A 14,725-nucleotide genomic window follows, 5' to 3' on the forward strand; every position below is an offset into this window, starting at 1 on the left:
AAAAAGGTGAAATGGAAAAGATGAATGACATGATGAAGATGAAATAACTGTATAAAATATAACCAAATCCATTCTCACGCAAGGGCGCGTAGACGTTGCGGTGCGCCGTTCGGGTCACAAACCTTTGCGAAACTTGTATTTGATGGCCGATCTTGTATGGTTGGCTCCCCTTGAATCCTAGCGTTGCGGGTCTGTCTATGAAGTCGGTTGAAGAGCAGCTGGCGCTTATCAAGCGCGGTGCGGAAGAGGTACTGGTCGAATCGGAACTGGTGGAGAAGCTCAAGCGTGGCCAACCGCTGCGCATCAAGGCGGGCTTCGATCCAACCGCGCCCGACCTGCACCTGGGGCACACGGTGCTGATCAACAAGCTGCGCCAGTTCCAGGAACTGGGGCATCAGGTCATCTTCCTGATCGGCGACTTCACCGGCATGATCGGTGACCCGAGCGGCAAGAGCGCCACCCGTCCGCCGCTGACCCGCGAGCAGGTGCTAGATAACGCCGAGACCTACAAGCAGCAGGTGTTCAAGATCCTCGACCCGGCCAAGACCGAGGTGGCGTTCAACTCCACCTGGATGGACAAGCTCACGCCTGCCGACTTCATTCGCCTGGCCTCGCAGTACACCGTGGCGCGCATGCTCGAGCGCGACGACTTCGACAAGCGCTACACCACCAACCAGCCGATCGCGATCCATGAGTTCCTCTATCCGCTGGTGCAGGGTTACGACTCCGTCGCCTTGAAGGCCGATGTCGAGCTGGGTGGCACCGACCAGAAGTTCAACCTGCTGATGGGGCGCGAGCTGCAACGCGCCTACGGTCAGGAGGCACAGAACATCGTCACCATGCCGCTGCTCGAAGGGCTGGATGGCGTGAAGAAGATGTCCAAGTCGCTGGGCAATTATGTCGGCATCCAGGAAGCGCCCGGGGTGATGTACAGCAAGCTTGTGTCGATTCCCGATACCTTGATGTGGCGTTACTTCGAGCTGCTGAGCTTCCGTTCGATGGAAGAGATCGATCAGTTCCGGGCGGATGTCGAGAATGGCGCCAATCCGCGCGACATCAAGATCAAGCTGGCCGAGGAGATCGTGGCTCGCTTCCATGGTGAAGAGGCTGCGGCCAATGCGCACCGTGCCGCGGGCAACCGCATGAAGGAAGGCGAGTTGCCGGAGGACCTGCCGGAGATCGAAGTAGCTGCCGCTGAAGATCTGCCGATCGCCGCCGTGCTGAATCGGGCTGGCCTGGTGAAGAACTCGGCGCAGGCGCGGGATCTGCTCGGCGCTGGTGCGGTCAAGGTGGATGGCGCGGTGGTCGACCGTGACTTCATGTTCGTGATTGGCGCGACCCATGTGTGCCAGGCGGGCAAGAAGGCGTTTGCCCGGGTCAGCCTCAAGGCGGAGTGATCGCCTGGTGGTGTAAAGAGAAGCGGGGAGGCCGGTAGGCCTCCCCGCTTTTGTTTTGGGGCTTCTTAATATAGGTGCCAGGGTGGCAAGGCGTCGGCGAGCACCTGAAGCGATCTTTTTGATTTTTATGAAATTAACGGTTGACGCCCTCTCAGATCCCCTTATAATGCGCCCCACTTCCAGCGACATCGGAACGAAAAACTCCTTGAATATCAATGAGTTGATTGTTGAAGAGGGTTGCGGAGGTGCTTCGATCATCTGATCGGCAGCGGTGAAAAAGGCAGTTGACAGCAGGTTGTAACGCTGTATGATTCGCCTCCCGCTACGAGAGATCGCAGCGAGTCAAGTGTTTGAAGTGAAACGAGTTCTTCGTTAAAAACCTCAAAATAAACGCTTGACACGAAATGAGGAAAGCGTAGAATGCGCGCCTCGGTTGAGATGAAAAGCTCTTGGCCAAACGCTCTTTAACAAATTGAATCAAGCAATTCGTGTGGGTGCTTGTGAGTACGGACTGATAGTCGCCAAGATTATCAGCATCACAGTGGCCATGAGAAATCACATAGTTGCCTTGAGATTGCTGAGCCAAGTTTAGGGTTTCTTAAAACCCGCCAGTATTGAACTGAAGATTTTGATCATGGCTCAGATTGAACGCTGGCGGCAGGCCTAACATGCAAGTCGAGCGGATGACGGGAGCTTGCTCCTTGATTCAGCGGCGGACGGTGAGTAATGCCTAGGATTCGCCTTTGGGTAGTGGGGGACACCGTTTTCGAAAGGAACGCTACCGCATACGTCCTACGGGAGAAAGCAGGGGACCTTCGGGCCTGGCGCTATCAGATGAGCCTAGGGTCGGATTAGCTTAGTAGGTGAGGTAATGGCTCACCTAGCGACGATCCGTAACTGGTCTGGAGAGGATGATCAGTCACACTGGAACTGGTGACACGGTCCAGACTCCTACGGAGGCAGGGGGAATATTGACAATGGGCGAAAGCCTGATCCAGCCATGCCGCGTGTGTGAAGAAGGTCTTCGGATTGTGGTACACTTAAGTTGGCAGCGCAGTAAGTTATCACCTGTTGCTTCCGACGTTACCGACAGAATAAGCACCGGCTAATTTCGTGCCAGCAGCCGCGGTGTACTACAGAGTGGTGCAAGCGTTAATCGGAATTACTGGGCGCAGCGCGCGTAGGTTCGTTGCTGATGTGAAAGCCCCGGGCTCAACCTGGGAACTGTATCCAAAACTGGCGAGCTAGAGTATGGTAGAGGGTGTGGAACGGTAGCGGGTAAAATGCGTAGATATAGGAAGGAACACCAGTGGCGAAGGCGACCACCTGGACTATTACCACACTGAGGTGCGAAAGCGTGGGAGCAACAGGATTAGATACTCCTGGTAGTCCACGCTGTAAACGATGTCAACTAGCCGTTGGAATCCTTGAGATTTTAGTGTGGCAGCCAACGCATTAAGTTGACCGCTTCCGGGGAGTACGGCCGCAAGGTTAAAACTCAAACAATTGACGGGGGGCCCGGCACAAGCGGTGGAGCATGTGGTTTAATCTCGAAGCAACGCGAAGAACCTTACCAGGCCCGACATGCAGAGAACTTTCCAGAGATGGATTGGTGCCTTCGGGAAACTCTGACACAGGTGCTGCATGGCTGTCGTCAGCTCGTGTCGTGAGATGTTGTTGCTTCCGTAACGAGCGCAAACGGTCCTTAGTTACCAGCACGTTATGGTGGGCACTCTAAGGAGACTGCTGGCACAAACCGGAGTGAAGGTGGGATGACGTCAAGTCATCATGGCCCTTTACGGCCTGGGCTACACACGTGCTACAATGGTCGGTACAGAGGTTGCCAAGCCGCGAGGTGGAGCTAATCTCACAAAACCGATCGTCCGATCGCAGTCTGCAACTCGACTGCGAAGTCGGAATCGCTAGTAATCGCAAATCAGAATGTTGCGGTGAATACGTTCCCGGGCCTTGTACACACCGCCCGTCACACCATGGGAGTGGGTTGCACCAGAAGTAGCTAGTCTAACCTTCGAGGACGGTTACCACGGTGTGATTCATGACTGGGGTGGTCAAATACAGCCGGTAGGGAACCTGCGGCTGATCAATTTAATCGAAGACATCAGCCTGCTGATGAGCTCCTTGGCACACGAATTCGCTTGATTCATTGTGTAAAGACGATGCTGTAACGCGACCCTGTTATAGGTCTGTAGCCCAGTTGGTTAGAGCGCACCCTGATAAGGGCGAGGTCGGCAGTCACCCGCCCAGACCTACCAATTACTTGGTGTGGCTGGTCAAATGGGGCCATAGTCAGCTGGGAGAGCGCCTACCTTGCACGCAGGAGGTCAGCGGTTCGATCCCGCTTGCCCACCACTCTTTCAGGTTTCGCAGCACTGCTCAGAACTTAGAAATGAACATTCGTTGATGAATGTTTACTCTGACTTTTGTCAGATCGTTCTTAAAAATTCGATATGTGATAGATAGACTGAATGCCAGTTTAACGTTGGCTATTCAGGCTAAGGTAAATTTGTGAGTTCTGCTCAGCAATGAGCGAAATGCGAATTTTCGGCGAATGTCGTCTTCACAGTATAACCAGATTGCTTGGGGTTATATGGTCAAGTGAAGAAGGGCATACGGTGGATGCCTTGGCAGTCAGAGGCGATGAAAGACGTGGTAGCCTATGATAAGTTTCAGAGCTGGCAACAGATCCGTATCCAGAGACTTCGAAATTGGGAACCTAGCCAGTATAAGCTGGTTATCTTGTACTGAATATAGGTGCAAGAGGCGAACCAGGTGAACTGAAACATCTAAGTACCCGAGGAAAGAAATCAAACTGAGATTCCCTTAGTAGTGGCGAGCGAACGGGGACCAGCCCTTGCTGGTTTGAGATTATGAACGCTCTGAAAGTGCACATAGGCATAGCCCCGTACACGAAAATCTCTTGCCAGTGAAATCGAGTAGGACGGAGCACGAGAAACTTGTCTGAACATGGGGGACCATCCTCCAAGGCTAAATACTACTGACTGACCGATAGAAGTGAACCAGTACCGTGAGGGAAAGGCGAAAAGAACCCGGAGAGGGGAGGAATAGAACCTGAAACCGTATGCGTACAAGCAGTGGGAGCTCACTTGTTAGGTGACTGCGTACCTTGTATAATGGGTCAGCGACTTCTATATTCAGTGGCGAGCTTAACCGAATAGGGATGTAGCGAAAGCGAGTCTTATTAGGGCGCTTTAGTCGCTGGGTATAGACCGAAACCAACATTCATCCATGGGCAGGTTGAAGGTTAGGTAACACTGACTGGAGGACCGAACCGACTAATGTTGAAAAAGGCGGATGACCTGTGGATCGGAGGAAAGGTTAATCAAGCTCGAGATAGCTGGTTCTCCTCGAAAGTTATTTAGGTAGCGCCTCATGTATCACTGTAGGGGTAGAGCACTGTTTCGGCTAGGGTCATCCCGACTTACCAAACTGATGCAAAACCTTTAAATACCTACAAGTGCTAAGTATGGGAGACATACGGCGGGTGCCAACGTCCGTCGTGAAAAGGGAACAAACTCCAGACCGTCAGCTAAGGTCCCAAAGTCATGGTTAAGGGGAACGATGTGGGAAGGCTTAGACACAGCTAGGAGGTTACTTAGAAGCAGCCAAATTCCTTAAAGAAAGCGTAATAGCTCACTAGTCGAGTCGGCCTGCGCGAAGTATGCACGGGGCTCAAAAACCATGCACCGAAGCTACGGGTATCACCTCTGCATGCGGTAGAGGAGCGTTCTGTGCTCGTGAAGGGTGAGTTGAGAAGCTTGCTGGAGGCATCAGAAGTGGCGAATGCCATTACGAGTAACGACAATGCGAGTGAAAAACCCCGCACGCCGAAAGACTGCTTCGCGCAACGTTAATCGACGCAGTGCACGGTCCCTAAGGCGAGGCTGAAAAGGTAGTTTACGGAAACAGGTTAATATTCCTGTACTTCCAGTTATTGCGATGGAGGGATTTTATAATGGCCAGGCCAGCTTGGCGTTGGTTGTCCAAGTTTAAGGTGGTAGGCTGAGATCTGTGGCAAATCCGGGATCTTAAGGCCGAGAGCTGATGACGAGCGTTTTAGAGCGCGAAGTGTTGATGCCATGCTTCCAAGAAAGCTCCTGCTTCAGATGTGGGAACTGGGAACCTACCCCAAACCGACACAGGTTAGGTAGAGAATACCAAGGCTTGAGAGAACTCGGTGAAGGAACTAGGCAAAATGGCACCGTAACTTCGGGAGAAGGTGCGCCGGTGAGGGTGAAGCACTTGCTGCGTGCCCACGCCGGTCGAAGATACCACAGGCCGCTGCGACTGTTTATTAAAAACACAGCACTCTGCAAACACGAAAGTGGACGTATAGGTGTGACGCCTGCCCGGTGCCGGAAGGTTAATTGATGGGGTTAGCGCAAGCGAAGGCTCTTGATCGAAGCCCTGGTAAACGGCGGCCGTAACTATAACGGTCCTAAGGTAGCGAAATTCCTGTCGGGCAAGTTCCGACCCGCACGAATGGCGTAACGATGGCGGCGCTGTCTCCACCTCGAGACTCAGTGAAATTGAAACGCTGTGAAGATGCAGTGTATCCGCGGCTAGACGGAAAGACCCCGTGAACCTTACTATAGCTTTGCACTGACTTTGAGCTTGCTTGTGTAGGATAGGTGGGAGGCTGAAGTGGGACGCCAGTTCTCATGGAGCTATCCTTGAAATACCACCCTGGCAACCTTGAGGTTCTAACTCAGGTCCGTTAATCCTGATCGAGGACAGTGTATGGTAGCTGACTGGGGCGGTCTCCCAAAGAGTAACGGAGGAGTACGAAGGTGCGCTCCAGACCGGTCGGAAATCGGTCAGAGTATAAAGGCAAAAGCGCGCTTGACTGCGAGACACAGTCGAGCAGGTACGAAAGTAGGTCTTAGTGATCCGGGTGGTTCTGTATGGAAGGGGCCATCGCTCAACGGATAAAGGTACCCGGGGATAACAGGCCGATACCGCCCAAGAGTTCATATCGACGGCGGTGTTTGGCACTGATGTCGGCTCATCACATCCTGGGGCTGAAGCCGGTCCCAAGGGTATGGCTGTTCGCCATTTAAAGTGGTACGCGAGCTGGGTTTAGAAACGTCGAGACAGTTCGGTCCCTATCTGCCGTGGACGTTTGAGATTTGAGAGGGGCTGCTCCTAGTACGAGAGTGACCGGAGGGACGAACCTCTGGTGTTCCGGTTGTCACGCCATGGCATTGCCGGTAGCTATGTTCGGAAAGAGATAACCGCTGAAAGCATCTAAGGGAAACTTGCCTCAAGATGAGATCTCCACACTGAGCCTTGAGCTCCCTGAAGGGCCGTCGAAGACTACGACGTTGATAGGTTGCGTGTAAGCGCTGTGAGGCGTTGAGCTAACCAATACTAATTGCCCGTGAGGCTTGACCATATAACACCCAAGCAATTTGCAAAGCGCAGATTGCGGTGGTGAAGACGAAAGAACCGAAAGTTCGCAACATCACAAATCGCATATCCGAATTCGCTGGAGTATCCATCTGGATCTTCTGGCAACAGAATTTCTTGACGACCATAGAGCATTGGAACCACCTGATCCCATCCCGAACTCAGCAGTGAAACGATGCATCGCCGATGGTAGTGTGGGGTTTCCCCATGTGAGAGTAGGTCATCGTCAAGATTCATTTCGCAAAACCCCTATCTGCGCGAGCAGGTAGGGGTTTTGTCTTTTCCGCGTCACAGAAACCAACACCGCCCCCTGTAGGAGCGGCCTTGCGTCGCGAAAGGGCCGCAACGCGGCCCCGGCGACATCAGCGTGATGCACAAATCCTGGGGCCGCTTCGCAGCCCTTTCGCGGCACAAGGCCGCTCCTACAGAGATCGCGTCGGCTGCGGGGCCGGCGGTAGCCCTTTTCCTATGCAAGCCCTCGGGGCGTGGCTATCATGCCAGCCTTATTCCAAGTCGAGACTGGCATGCTGAAGTTGTTGAATCTCCTCAAGGATGGCCGGTTCCATTCCGGAGAAGCCCTGGGGGCCGCCCTCGGGGTAAGCCGCAGCGCCGTCTGGAAACAGCTGCAGCACCTTGAGAGCGAACTGAACCTGACTATTCACAAGGTCCGTGGCCGTGGCTATCAGCTGGCAGCGCCGCTGAACCTGCTTGAATCGCAGGCGATCGCCGGGTTTTCGGAGGGTGAGCCGTGGCCGGCCTTCATTCACGACACCATCGACTCCACCAATGCCGAGGGCTTGAGGCTTGCCGCCCAGGGACAGGTGGCGCCGTTCCTGGTGCTGGCCGAGCGGCAGAGCGCCGGGCGCGGACGCCGTGGTCGCCAATGGGTCAGTCCATTCGCCGAAAACCTCTATTACAGCCTGGTACTGCGCATCGATGGCGGCATGCGCCAGCTCGAGGGCTTGAGCCTGGTGGTTGGCCTGGCGGTCATGCGCACGCTGAAGACGTTCGGCCTGAAGGATGTCGGGCTGAAATGGCCCAATGATGTCCTGGCCAGCGGGCGCAAGATCACCGGCATCCTCCTGGAGCTGGTCGGCGATCCGGCGGATGTCTGCCATGTGGTGCTGGGTATCGGTATCAACGTGAACATGCAGGGCGGTGAACAGATCGACCAACCCTGGACCTCCATGCGCGGCGAGACCGGACAGTTGGTGGACCGTAACCGCTTGGTGGCGGAGCTCAGCCAGCAACTGCAGCACGAGCTGGCTCGTCATCGCCGCTATGGTTTCGCCGCGTTCCAGGAAGAATGGGAGCAGGCGCACCTGTGGCAGGGGCAGAAAGTCTCGCTGGTCGCCGGCACCACTCGCATCGATGGGGTGGCGTTGGGCGTGGATGGGCAGGGCGGCTTGCGCCTCGAGGTGGATGGTGTGGAAAAGAGCTTCAGCGGTGGCGAGCTCAGTCTGAGGTTGCGTGATGATTCTTGAGCTCGATTGCGGAAACAGCTTCATCAAGTGGCGCGTCATCCATGCGGCCGACGCCACCATCAACGGTGGCGGTATCGTCGATTCCGACCAGGCACTGGTTGCGGCCGTCGCGGCGCTTTCATCCCTGCGCCTGATCGGTTGCCGGATGGTCAGCGTGCGCAGTGAAGAAGAAACTTCGGCGCTGTGTGCGTTGATCCTGGCTTCGTTCGGGGTCGAAGTGAGTGTGGCCCAGCCGGTGAAGGAAATGGCCGGCGTTCGCAATGGCTACGAGGACTACCAGCGCCTGGGGATGGATCGCTGGCTCGGCGCGCTGGGCGCCTATCACCTGGCGGGTCGCGCCTGCCTGGTCATCGACTTCGGTACCGCGGCCAAGGCCGACTATGTCGCGGCCGACGGTGAGCACCTCGGTGGGTACATCTGTCCGGGCATGCCGCTGATGCGCAGCCAGTTGCGCACCCACACCCGGCGAATCCGCTATGACGATGCCTCGGCCGAGCGTGCCCTGGGCAGCCTGGCGCCGGGGCGCTCCACCGTCGAAGCGGTCGAGCGTGGTTGCGTGTTGATGCTCCAGGGCTTTGCCCGGACCCAGATCGAGCAGGCCAGGGCGCTATGGGGTGAGGATTTCACGGTCTTCCTGACCGGGGGCGATGCGCCGCTGGTGCAGGACGCCGCGCCTCAGGCGCGGATCGTGCCGGATCTGGTCTTTGTCGGCCTGGCCATGGCCTGCCCAATTGAGTCGAGGTGACTATGCGCTGGTTGTTTCTGCTGTTGGTTGTGCTCAACGTCGTTTATTACGTATGGCATCAGCAGGAAGCTCCGCTTAAGGTCAAGGAAGTCGCCCCGTTGTCGTTATACAAAGGCTCCCAGCAGGAAATACGCTTGCTGCGCGAGACCGGGGCCGCGGCACCTGCCAGGCGGCGCGACGAATGCCTGGTGGTGGGTGGGCTGGCCGCACGTGAGCAGCTCGATGCCCTGCGTCAGCGCCTGGTCAGCCTGGATATTGCCGCCCTGCCGGTGGTGGGGCAGCTGCCGGGCGCCGAGGGTTTCTGGCTCAAGGTGGCCCCTGAAAGCGAGCGTTTGCTGGACCCTGCGGTGCTCTCGACTCTTTCCAAGGATTTCAAAGACTTAAAACACAAAATTATTTTGTGCGAGGGTATTGCAACTGCTGAATAGCTTGATAGAATGGCGCCCGCTTCACAGGGAACACCACTGAGGTGGTAGAGCTGGAAGCGGTGTCAAAGCAGCTAAGTTTCAGATTTGATTGAAAAAATTTGAAAAAAACGCTTGACACTAGGACGGCAGACGAATAGAATGCCGGCCACATCTGGAGGGATTCCCGAGCGGTCAAAGGGGACGGACTGTAAATCCGTTGCGAGAGCTTCGAAGGTTCGAATCCTTCTCCCTCCACCAGTTTTAGCGAGAGCCGCAAGCTCCGCGGGTATAGTTTAGTGGTAGAACCTCAGCCTTCCAAGCTGATGATGCGGGTTCGATTCCCGCTACCCGCTCCAAGTTTGCAGGATTTTGCGCAAAGTGTTTCGCTCTTGTAGCTCAGTTGGTAGAGCACACCCTTGGTAAGGGTGAGGTCAGCGGTTCAAATCCGCTCAAGAGCTCCATATAAACAAGGCAGATATGAAAATATCTGCCTTTGTTTTATAGGCTGTATGACAATTTCTTCTGCGGAGGACTGTATCGATGGCTAAGGAAAAGTTTGATCGTTCGCTACCTCACGTTAACGTCGGCACTATCGGCCACGTTGACCACGGTAAGACTACTCTGACTGCAGCGCTGACTCGCGTCTGCTCCGAAGTTTTCGGTTCGGCCGTCGTTGAGTTCGACAAGATCGACTCGGCTCCGGAAGAAAAAGCGCGCGGTATCACCATCAACACCGCTCATGTCGAGTACAACTCGAACATTCGTCACTACGCTCACGTTGACTGCCCAGGTCACGCTGACTACGTGAAGAACATGATCACCGGTGCTGCCCAGATGGACGGCGCGATCCTGGTTTGCTCGGCCGCCGATGGTCCGATGCCGCAAACCCGTGAGCACATCCTGCTGTCCCGTCAGGTTGGCGTTCCGTACATCGTGGTCTTCCTGAACAAGGCTGACCTGGTAGACGACGCCGAGCTGCTGGAGCTGGTCGAGATGGAAGTTCGCGACCTGCTGTCCACCTACGACTTCCCAGGCGACGACACTCCGATCATCATCGGTTCCGCTCGTATGGCCCTGGAAGGCAAAGACGACAACGAAATGGGTACCAGCGCTGTCAAGAAGCTGGTTGAAACTCTGGATGCCTACATCCCTGAGCCAGTTCGTGCCATCGACCAGCCGTTCCTGATGCCGATCGAAGACGTATTCTCGATCTCGGGTCGTGGTACCGTTGTTACCGGTCGTATCGAGCGTGGTATCGTCCGCGTTCAGGATCCGCTGGAAATCGTTGGTCTGCGTGACACCACCACCACCACCTGCACCGGCGTTGAGATGTTCCGCAAGCTGCTGGACGAAGGTCGTGCTGGCGAGAACTGCGGCGTTCTGCTGCGTGGTACCAAGCGTGACGACGTTGAGCGTGGCCAGGTTCTGGTCAAGCCAGGTTCGGTCAAGCCGCACACCAAGTTCACCGCAGAAGTCTACGTCCTGTCGAAGGAAGAAGGCGGTCGTCACACTCCGTTCTTCAAAGGCTACCGTCCTCAGTTCTACTTCCGTACCACTGACGTGACCGGTAACTGCGAACTGCCGGAAGGCGTTGAGATGGTAATGCCAGGTGACAACATTCAGATGACTGTCACCCTGATCAAGACCATCGCAATGGAAGACGGTCTGCGCTTCGCCATCCGTGAAGGCGGTCGTACCGTCGGCGCCGGCGTCGTAGCGAAAATTATTGAATAAGTAGTTGATTTACTTGATCAGGCCGGTATAATGGCCGGCCTGATACAGCGTTATAGGTCAGTAGCTCAATTGGCAGAGCGACGGTCTCCAAAACCGTAGGTTGGGGGTTCGATTCCCTCCTGACCTGCCATTCACCTCGGTGTGATGGCTTTCTTCTCACAGGATCCTCCTCGATGACTCCCAAAACTGAAGCCCAAGAATCGCGTTTTGATCTGTTCAAGTGGCTCGCTGTTGTCGCATTGGTAGTCGTTGGTGTCGTGGGTAATCAGTATTACTCCGCTTCTCCGATCCTGTATCGCGTACTCGTCCTGCTTGCCCTGGCTGCTGTCGCTGGCTTCGTTGCCCTGCAGACCGCCAAAGGCAAGTCGTTCTTTGCGCTGGCGAAGGAAGCTCGTACCGAGATCCGTAAAGTCGTGTGGCCGACCCGCCAAGAAACCACTCAGACCACGCTGATTGTCGTGGCTGTAGTTCTGGTCATGGCGCTGCTGCTGTGGGGTCTTGATTCCCTGCTCGGCTGGTTGGTCTCCTTGATCGTTGGCTAAGGGTGTCTCGTGGCTAAGCGTTGGTATGTTGTGCATGCTTACTCGGGTTACGAGAAGCATGTAATGCGCTCCCTGATCGAGCGCGTCAAGCTGGCTGGCATGGAAGACGAATTCGGCGAGATCCTGGTCCCGACCGAAGAAGTCGTCGAAATGCGTAACGGCCAGAAGCGCAAGAGCGAGCGCAAGTTCTTCCCTGGCTATGTACTGGTCCAGATGGAAATGAACGAAGGGACTTGGCACCTTGTCAAGGATACCCCTCGGGTCATGGGTTTCATTGGTGGTACCGCAGACAAGCCTGCGCCGATCACCGATAAAGAAGCTGAGGCCATCCTGCGTCGCGTTGCCGACGGCAGTGACAAGCCGAAGCCGAAGACGCTGTTCGAGCCGGGTGAAGTGGTTCGCGTCATTGACGGTCCGTTCGCTGACTTCAATGGCAGTGTCGAAGAAGTTAACTACGAGAAGAGCCGCCTGCAGGTTGCAGTGCTCATTTTCGGTCGCTCCACCCCGGTGGAGCTCGAGTTCAGCCAGGTCGAAAAGGTCTAGCGGAACGCAGCATCCCATACCCCGCAGCCCTATGTGCTGCGGGGTTTTGTCGTCACTGGGATAAAACGCAAGTCATACGGGGAGCCATCAGGCGTTCGTACCCGAATTTGGAGTAGCTCATGGCTAAGAAGATTCAGGCTTACATCAAGCTGCAAGTAAAGGCCGGCCAGGCCAACCCAAGCCCACCCGTTGGTCCAGCACTGGGTCAACACGGTGTGAACATCATGGAATTCTGCAAGGCCTTCAACGCCCGTACCCAGGGTCAAGAGCCAGGCCTGCCGACTCCAGTGATCATCACTGTCTACAGTGACCGTAGCTTCACCTTCGAGACCAAGAGCACCCCTGCCTCGGTTCTGCTGAAGAAAGCTGCTGGCCTGACCAGCGGTTCGGCTCGCCCGAACACCGTCAAGGTCGGTACCGTTACCCGTGCTCAGCTGGAAGAGATCGCCAAGGCCAAGCAGGCCGATCTGACCGCTGCTGACATGGACGCTGCTGTACGCACCATCGCCGGCTCCGCCCGCAGCATGGGCCTGAACGTGGAGGGTGTGTAATGGCTAAGCTGACCAAGCGCCAAAAGGCTATCGCCGAGAAAATCGAAGCAGGCAAGGCCTACAACTTCGAAGAAGCCGCAACCCTGCTGGCTTCGCTGCCGGCCGCCAAGTTCGTCGAGTCGTACGACATCGCCGTCAACCTCGGTGTAGACCCACGTAAATCCGACCAGGTCGTTCGTAGCGCTACCGTGCTGCCACACGGCACTGGCAAGACCGTACGTGTTGCCGTCTTCACCCAGGGTCCAGCTGCTGAAGCCGCTCTGGCTGCCGGCGCTGACCGCGTAGGTATGGACGACCTGGCTGCCGAAATGAAAGGCGGCGACCTGAACTATGACGTCGTCATCGCATCGCCTGATGCCATGCGCGTTGTAGGTCAGCTGGGTCAGGTTCTGGGTCCTCGCGGCCTGATGCCTAACCCGAAAGTCGGTACCGTGACCCCAGACGTAGCCACTGCCGTGAAGAACGCCAAGGCTGGTCAGGTTCGCTACCGTACCGACAAGAACGGTATCATCCATACCTCCGTTGGCAAGATCGGCTTCGAAGCCGGCAAGCTGAAGGAAAACGTTGAAGCCCTGATCGCTGATCTGAAGCGTATCAAGCCGGCTTCCTCGAAAGGTATCTACGTCAAGCGCGTTACCCTGAGCACCACCATGGGCCCAGGTCTGATCATCGATCAGAGCTCGCTGAACGTGTAATGCTCGGCCGGTGCGGCCTTGGTCGCACCGGCTACTAAATTGGGGTCCCTGCCTGGCGGGGGCTATCCAAGACCGTAGGCGGCGCAAGCCTTAAACCTCAAGCCTACGCAGATGGTGCTCCCGATTCGTTCGCGAATCAGACACCAAAACGACATCCGGCTTCGGCCAGATGAAACGGTAGAAACCAGGAGTAAACCCGTGGCAATTAAACTCGAAGACAAGAAGGCCATCGTCGCTGAAGTCAACGAGGCTGCCAAAGTCGCTCTGTCCGCTGTCGTGGCTGATGCCCGTGGTGTGACTGTAGGCGCAATGACCGGACTCCGTAAAGAGGCCCGCGAAGCTGGCGTTTACGTACGTGTCGTACGTAACACCCTGCTCAAGCGCGCTGTTGAAGGCACCGAATTCTCGATCCTCAACGACGCGTTCAAAGGCCCGACCCTGATTGCTTTCTCCAACGAACACCCGGGCGCTGCTGCCCGTCTGTTCAAAGAGTTCGCCAAGGGTCAGGACAAGTTCGAGATCAAGGCAGCTGCGTTTGACGGCAAGTTCCTTGCCGCTAACCAGATCGACGTGCTGGCAACCCTGCCAACTCGCGACGAGGCTATCGCACAGCTGATGAGCGTAATCCAAGGTGCAACCAGCAAGCTGGCTCGTACCCTGGCAGCTCTGCGCGACCAGAAAGAAGCTGCTGCTGCCTAAGGCACGCGCAACACTTTCAAAATCATACGTTTAATTTGATGGCTGCGTAGGCTGTCACCCCAATACAGGATTTAAGTCATGTCTCTGACTAACGAGCAAATCATCGAAGCAATCGGCCAGAAAACCGTTCTGGAAATTGTTGAGCTGATCAAAGCGATGGAAGAAACCTTCGGCGTTACCGCTGCTGCCGCTGTTGCCGCTGGCCCAGCTGTTGCTGCTGCCGCTGCTGAAGAGCAGACCGAGTTCAACGTTGTTCTGGTTGAAGCCGGCGACAAGAAAGTGAACGTGATCAAAGCCGTTCGCGAGCTGACCGGTCTGGGCCTGAAAGAAGCCAAAGAGAAAGTCGATGGCGCTCCTCAGGTTGTAGCTGAAGGCGTTTCGAAAGAAGCCGCTGAAGACGCTAAGAAGAAGCTGGAAGAAGCAGGCGCCAAAGTCGAGCTGAAGTAATTTCGACTTTGCGACTCCAGTCCGAGCGTTAAG

Annotated in this window: 11 protein-coding genes, 5 tRNA genes and 3 rRNA genes; all 19 read left to right on the forward strand. The window is 55.8% G+C overall.

The genetic code is table 11. From position 1 onward, the window contains the following. Positions 1-197 precede the first annotated feature (197 nt). The 19 genes from tyrS to rplL all read left to right on the forward strand — a co-directional run bounded on the left by tyrS (position 198) and on the right by rplL (position 14,692). On the forward strand, positions 198-1,397 hold the full coding sequence (gene tyrS / locus HU751_RS17720; RefSeq protein ID WP_050703547.1) for a tyrosine--tRNA ligase: 1,200 nt from the start codon (positions 198-200) through the stop codon (positions 1,395-1,397). Positions 1,398-2,013: 616 nt separating this feature from the next. After that, positions 2,014-3,509, forward strand: a 16S ribosomal RNA gene (locus HU751_RS17725). 88 nt (positions 3,510-3,597) lie between these two features. Next, positions 3,598-3,670 (forward strand) — tRNA-Ile (locus tag HU751_RS17730). A gap of 337 nt (positions 3,671-4,007) precedes the next feature. Then, positions 4,008-6,831: ribosomal RNA gene (locus tag HU751_RS17735) — 23S ribosomal RNA — on the forward strand. Between the two features lie 130 nt (positions 6,832-6,961). Next, positions 6,962-7,077 (forward strand): 5S ribosomal RNA (gene rrf, locus HU751_RS17740). Together the 16S, 23S and 5S rRNA genes with 1 tRNA gene alongside form the textbook arrangement of a ribosomal RNA operon. Positions 7,078-7,369: 292 nt before the next feature. After that, on the forward strand, positions 7,370-8,329 hold the full coding sequence (gene birA, locus HU751_RS17745) for a bifunctional biotin--[acetyl-CoA-carboxylase] ligase/biotin operon repressor BirA (protein WP_186734634.1): 960 nt from the start codon (positions 7,370-7,372) through the stop codon (positions 8,327-8,329). Beyond that, on the forward strand, positions 8,319-9,074 hold the full coding sequence (locus tag HU751_RS17750) for a pantothenate kinase (RefSeq protein ID WP_186715871.1): 756 nt from the start codon (positions 8,319-8,321) through the stop codon (positions 9,072-9,074). The genes birA and HU751_RS17750 overlap by 11 nt, the downstream gene beginning before the upstream one ends. A gap of 2 nt (positions 9,075-9,076) precedes the next feature. Continuing rightward, positions 9,077-9,502 (forward strand): hypothetical protein, encoded by a 426-nt coding sequence (locus tag HU751_RS17755; protein ID WP_050703550.1) that lies wholly within the window; start codon positions 9,077-9,079, stop codon positions 9,500-9,502. Positions 9,503-9,655: 153 nt separating this feature from the next. Beyond that, positions 9,656-9,739: transfer RNA gene (locus HU751_RS17760), tRNA-Tyr, on the forward strand. A 24-nt stretch (positions 9,740-9,763) separates the two neighbouring features. Next, positions 9,764-9,837 (forward strand) — tRNA-Gly (locus HU751_RS17765). 29 nt (positions 9,838-9,866) lie between these two features. Continuing rightward, positions 9,867-9,942, forward strand: a tRNA-Thr gene (locus HU751_RS17770). Between the two features lie 79 nt (positions 9,943-10,021). Then, complete coding sequence (gene tuf, locus HU751_RS17775; RefSeq protein WP_182323863.1) at positions 10,022-11,215, forward strand: elongation factor Tu; 1,194 nt, start codon at positions 10,022-10,024, stop codon at positions 11,213-11,215. Positions 11,216-11,269: 54 nt separating this feature from the next. Beyond that, positions 11,270-11,345: transfer RNA gene (locus HU751_RS17780), tRNA-Trp, on the forward strand. Positions 11,346-11,388: 43 nt separating this feature from the next. Then, positions 11,389-11,757, forward strand: coding sequence for a preprotein translocase subunit SecE (gene secE, locus HU751_RS17785; protein ID WP_011531879.1), 369 nt, complete (start codon positions 11,389-11,391; stop codon positions 11,755-11,757). 9 nt (positions 11,758-11,766) lie between these two features. Next, positions 11,767-12,300, forward strand: coding sequence for a transcription termination/antitermination protein NusG (gene nusG / locus HU751_RS17790; protein WP_011531880.1), 534 nt, complete (start codon positions 11,767-11,769; stop codon positions 12,298-12,300). A 119-nt stretch (positions 12,301-12,419) separates the two neighbouring features. Beyond that, complete coding sequence (rplK, locus tag HU751_RS17795; RefSeq protein ID WP_028692261.1) at positions 12,420-12,851, forward strand: 50S ribosomal protein L11; 432 nt, start codon at positions 12,420-12,422, stop codon at positions 12,849-12,851. Continuing rightward, positions 12,851-13,546 carry a 50S ribosomal protein L1 gene (rplA, locus tag HU751_RS17800; RefSeq protein WP_028692260.1) on the forward strand — a complete coding sequence of 232 codons (696 nt, stop codon included), beginning with the start codon at positions 12,851-12,853 and terminating at the stop codon, positions 13,544-13,546. Before rplK ends, rplA begins: the two co-directional genes overlap by 1 nt. 198 nt (positions 13,547-13,744) lie before the next feature. Beyond that, positions 13,745-14,245, forward strand: a complete 501-nt coding sequence (gene rplJ / locus HU751_RS17805) for a 50S ribosomal protein L10 (protein ID WP_003257082.1) — start codon at positions 13,745-13,747, stop codon at positions 14,243-14,245. Positions 14,246-14,323: 78 nt separating this feature from the next. Further along, complete coding sequence (gene rplL / locus HU751_RS17810) at positions 14,324-14,692, forward strand: 50S ribosomal protein L7/L12 (RefSeq protein ID WP_050703553.1); 369 nt, start codon at positions 14,324-14,326, stop codon at positions 14,690-14,692. The last annotated feature ends 33 nt before the right edge of the window (positions 14,693-14,725 follow it).

Source organism: Pseudomonas peradeniyensis (assembly GCF_014268935.2).
Lineage (GTDB): Bacteria > Pseudomonadota > Gammaproteobacteria > Pseudomonadales > Pseudomonadaceae > Aquipseudomonas > Aquipseudomonas peradeniyensis.

Bases quoted from the DNA above. Each gene is read 5' to 3' on its own strand.
- secE (WP_011531879.1), top strand. From the start codon at position 11,389: ATGACTCCCAAAACTGAAGCCCAAGAATCGCGTTTTGATCTGTTCAAG.
- tyrS (WP_050703547.1), top strand. From the start codon at position 198: ATGAAGTCGGTTGAAGAGCAGCTGGCGCTTATCAAGCGCGGTGCGGAA.
- rplK (WP_028692261.1), top strand. From the start codon at position 12,420: ATGGCTAAGAAGATTCAGGCTTACATCAAGCTGCAAGTAAAGGCCGGC.
- rplA (WP_028692260.1), top strand. From the start codon at position 12,851: ATGGCTAAGCTGACCAAGCGCCAAAAGGCTATCGCCGAGAAAATCGAA.
- tuf (WP_182323863.1), top strand. From the start codon at position 10,022: ATGGCTAAGGAAAAGTTTGATCGTTCGCTACCTCACGTTAACGTCGGC.
- HU751_RS17755 (WP_050703550.1), top strand. From the start codon at position 9,077: ATGCGCTGGTTGTTTCTGCTGTTGGTTGTGCTCAACGTCGTTTATTAC.
- rplL (WP_050703553.1), top strand. From the start codon at position 14,324: ATGTCTCTGACTAACGAGCAAATCATCGAAGCAATCGGCCAGAAAACC.
- HU751_RS17750 (WP_186715871.1), top strand. From the start codon at position 8,319: ATGATTCTTGAGCTCGATTGCGGAAACAGCTTCATCAAGTGGCGCGTC.
- birA (WP_186734634.1), top strand. From the start codon at position 7,370: ATGCTGAAGTTGTTGAATCTCCTCAAGGATGGCCGGTTCCATTCCGGA.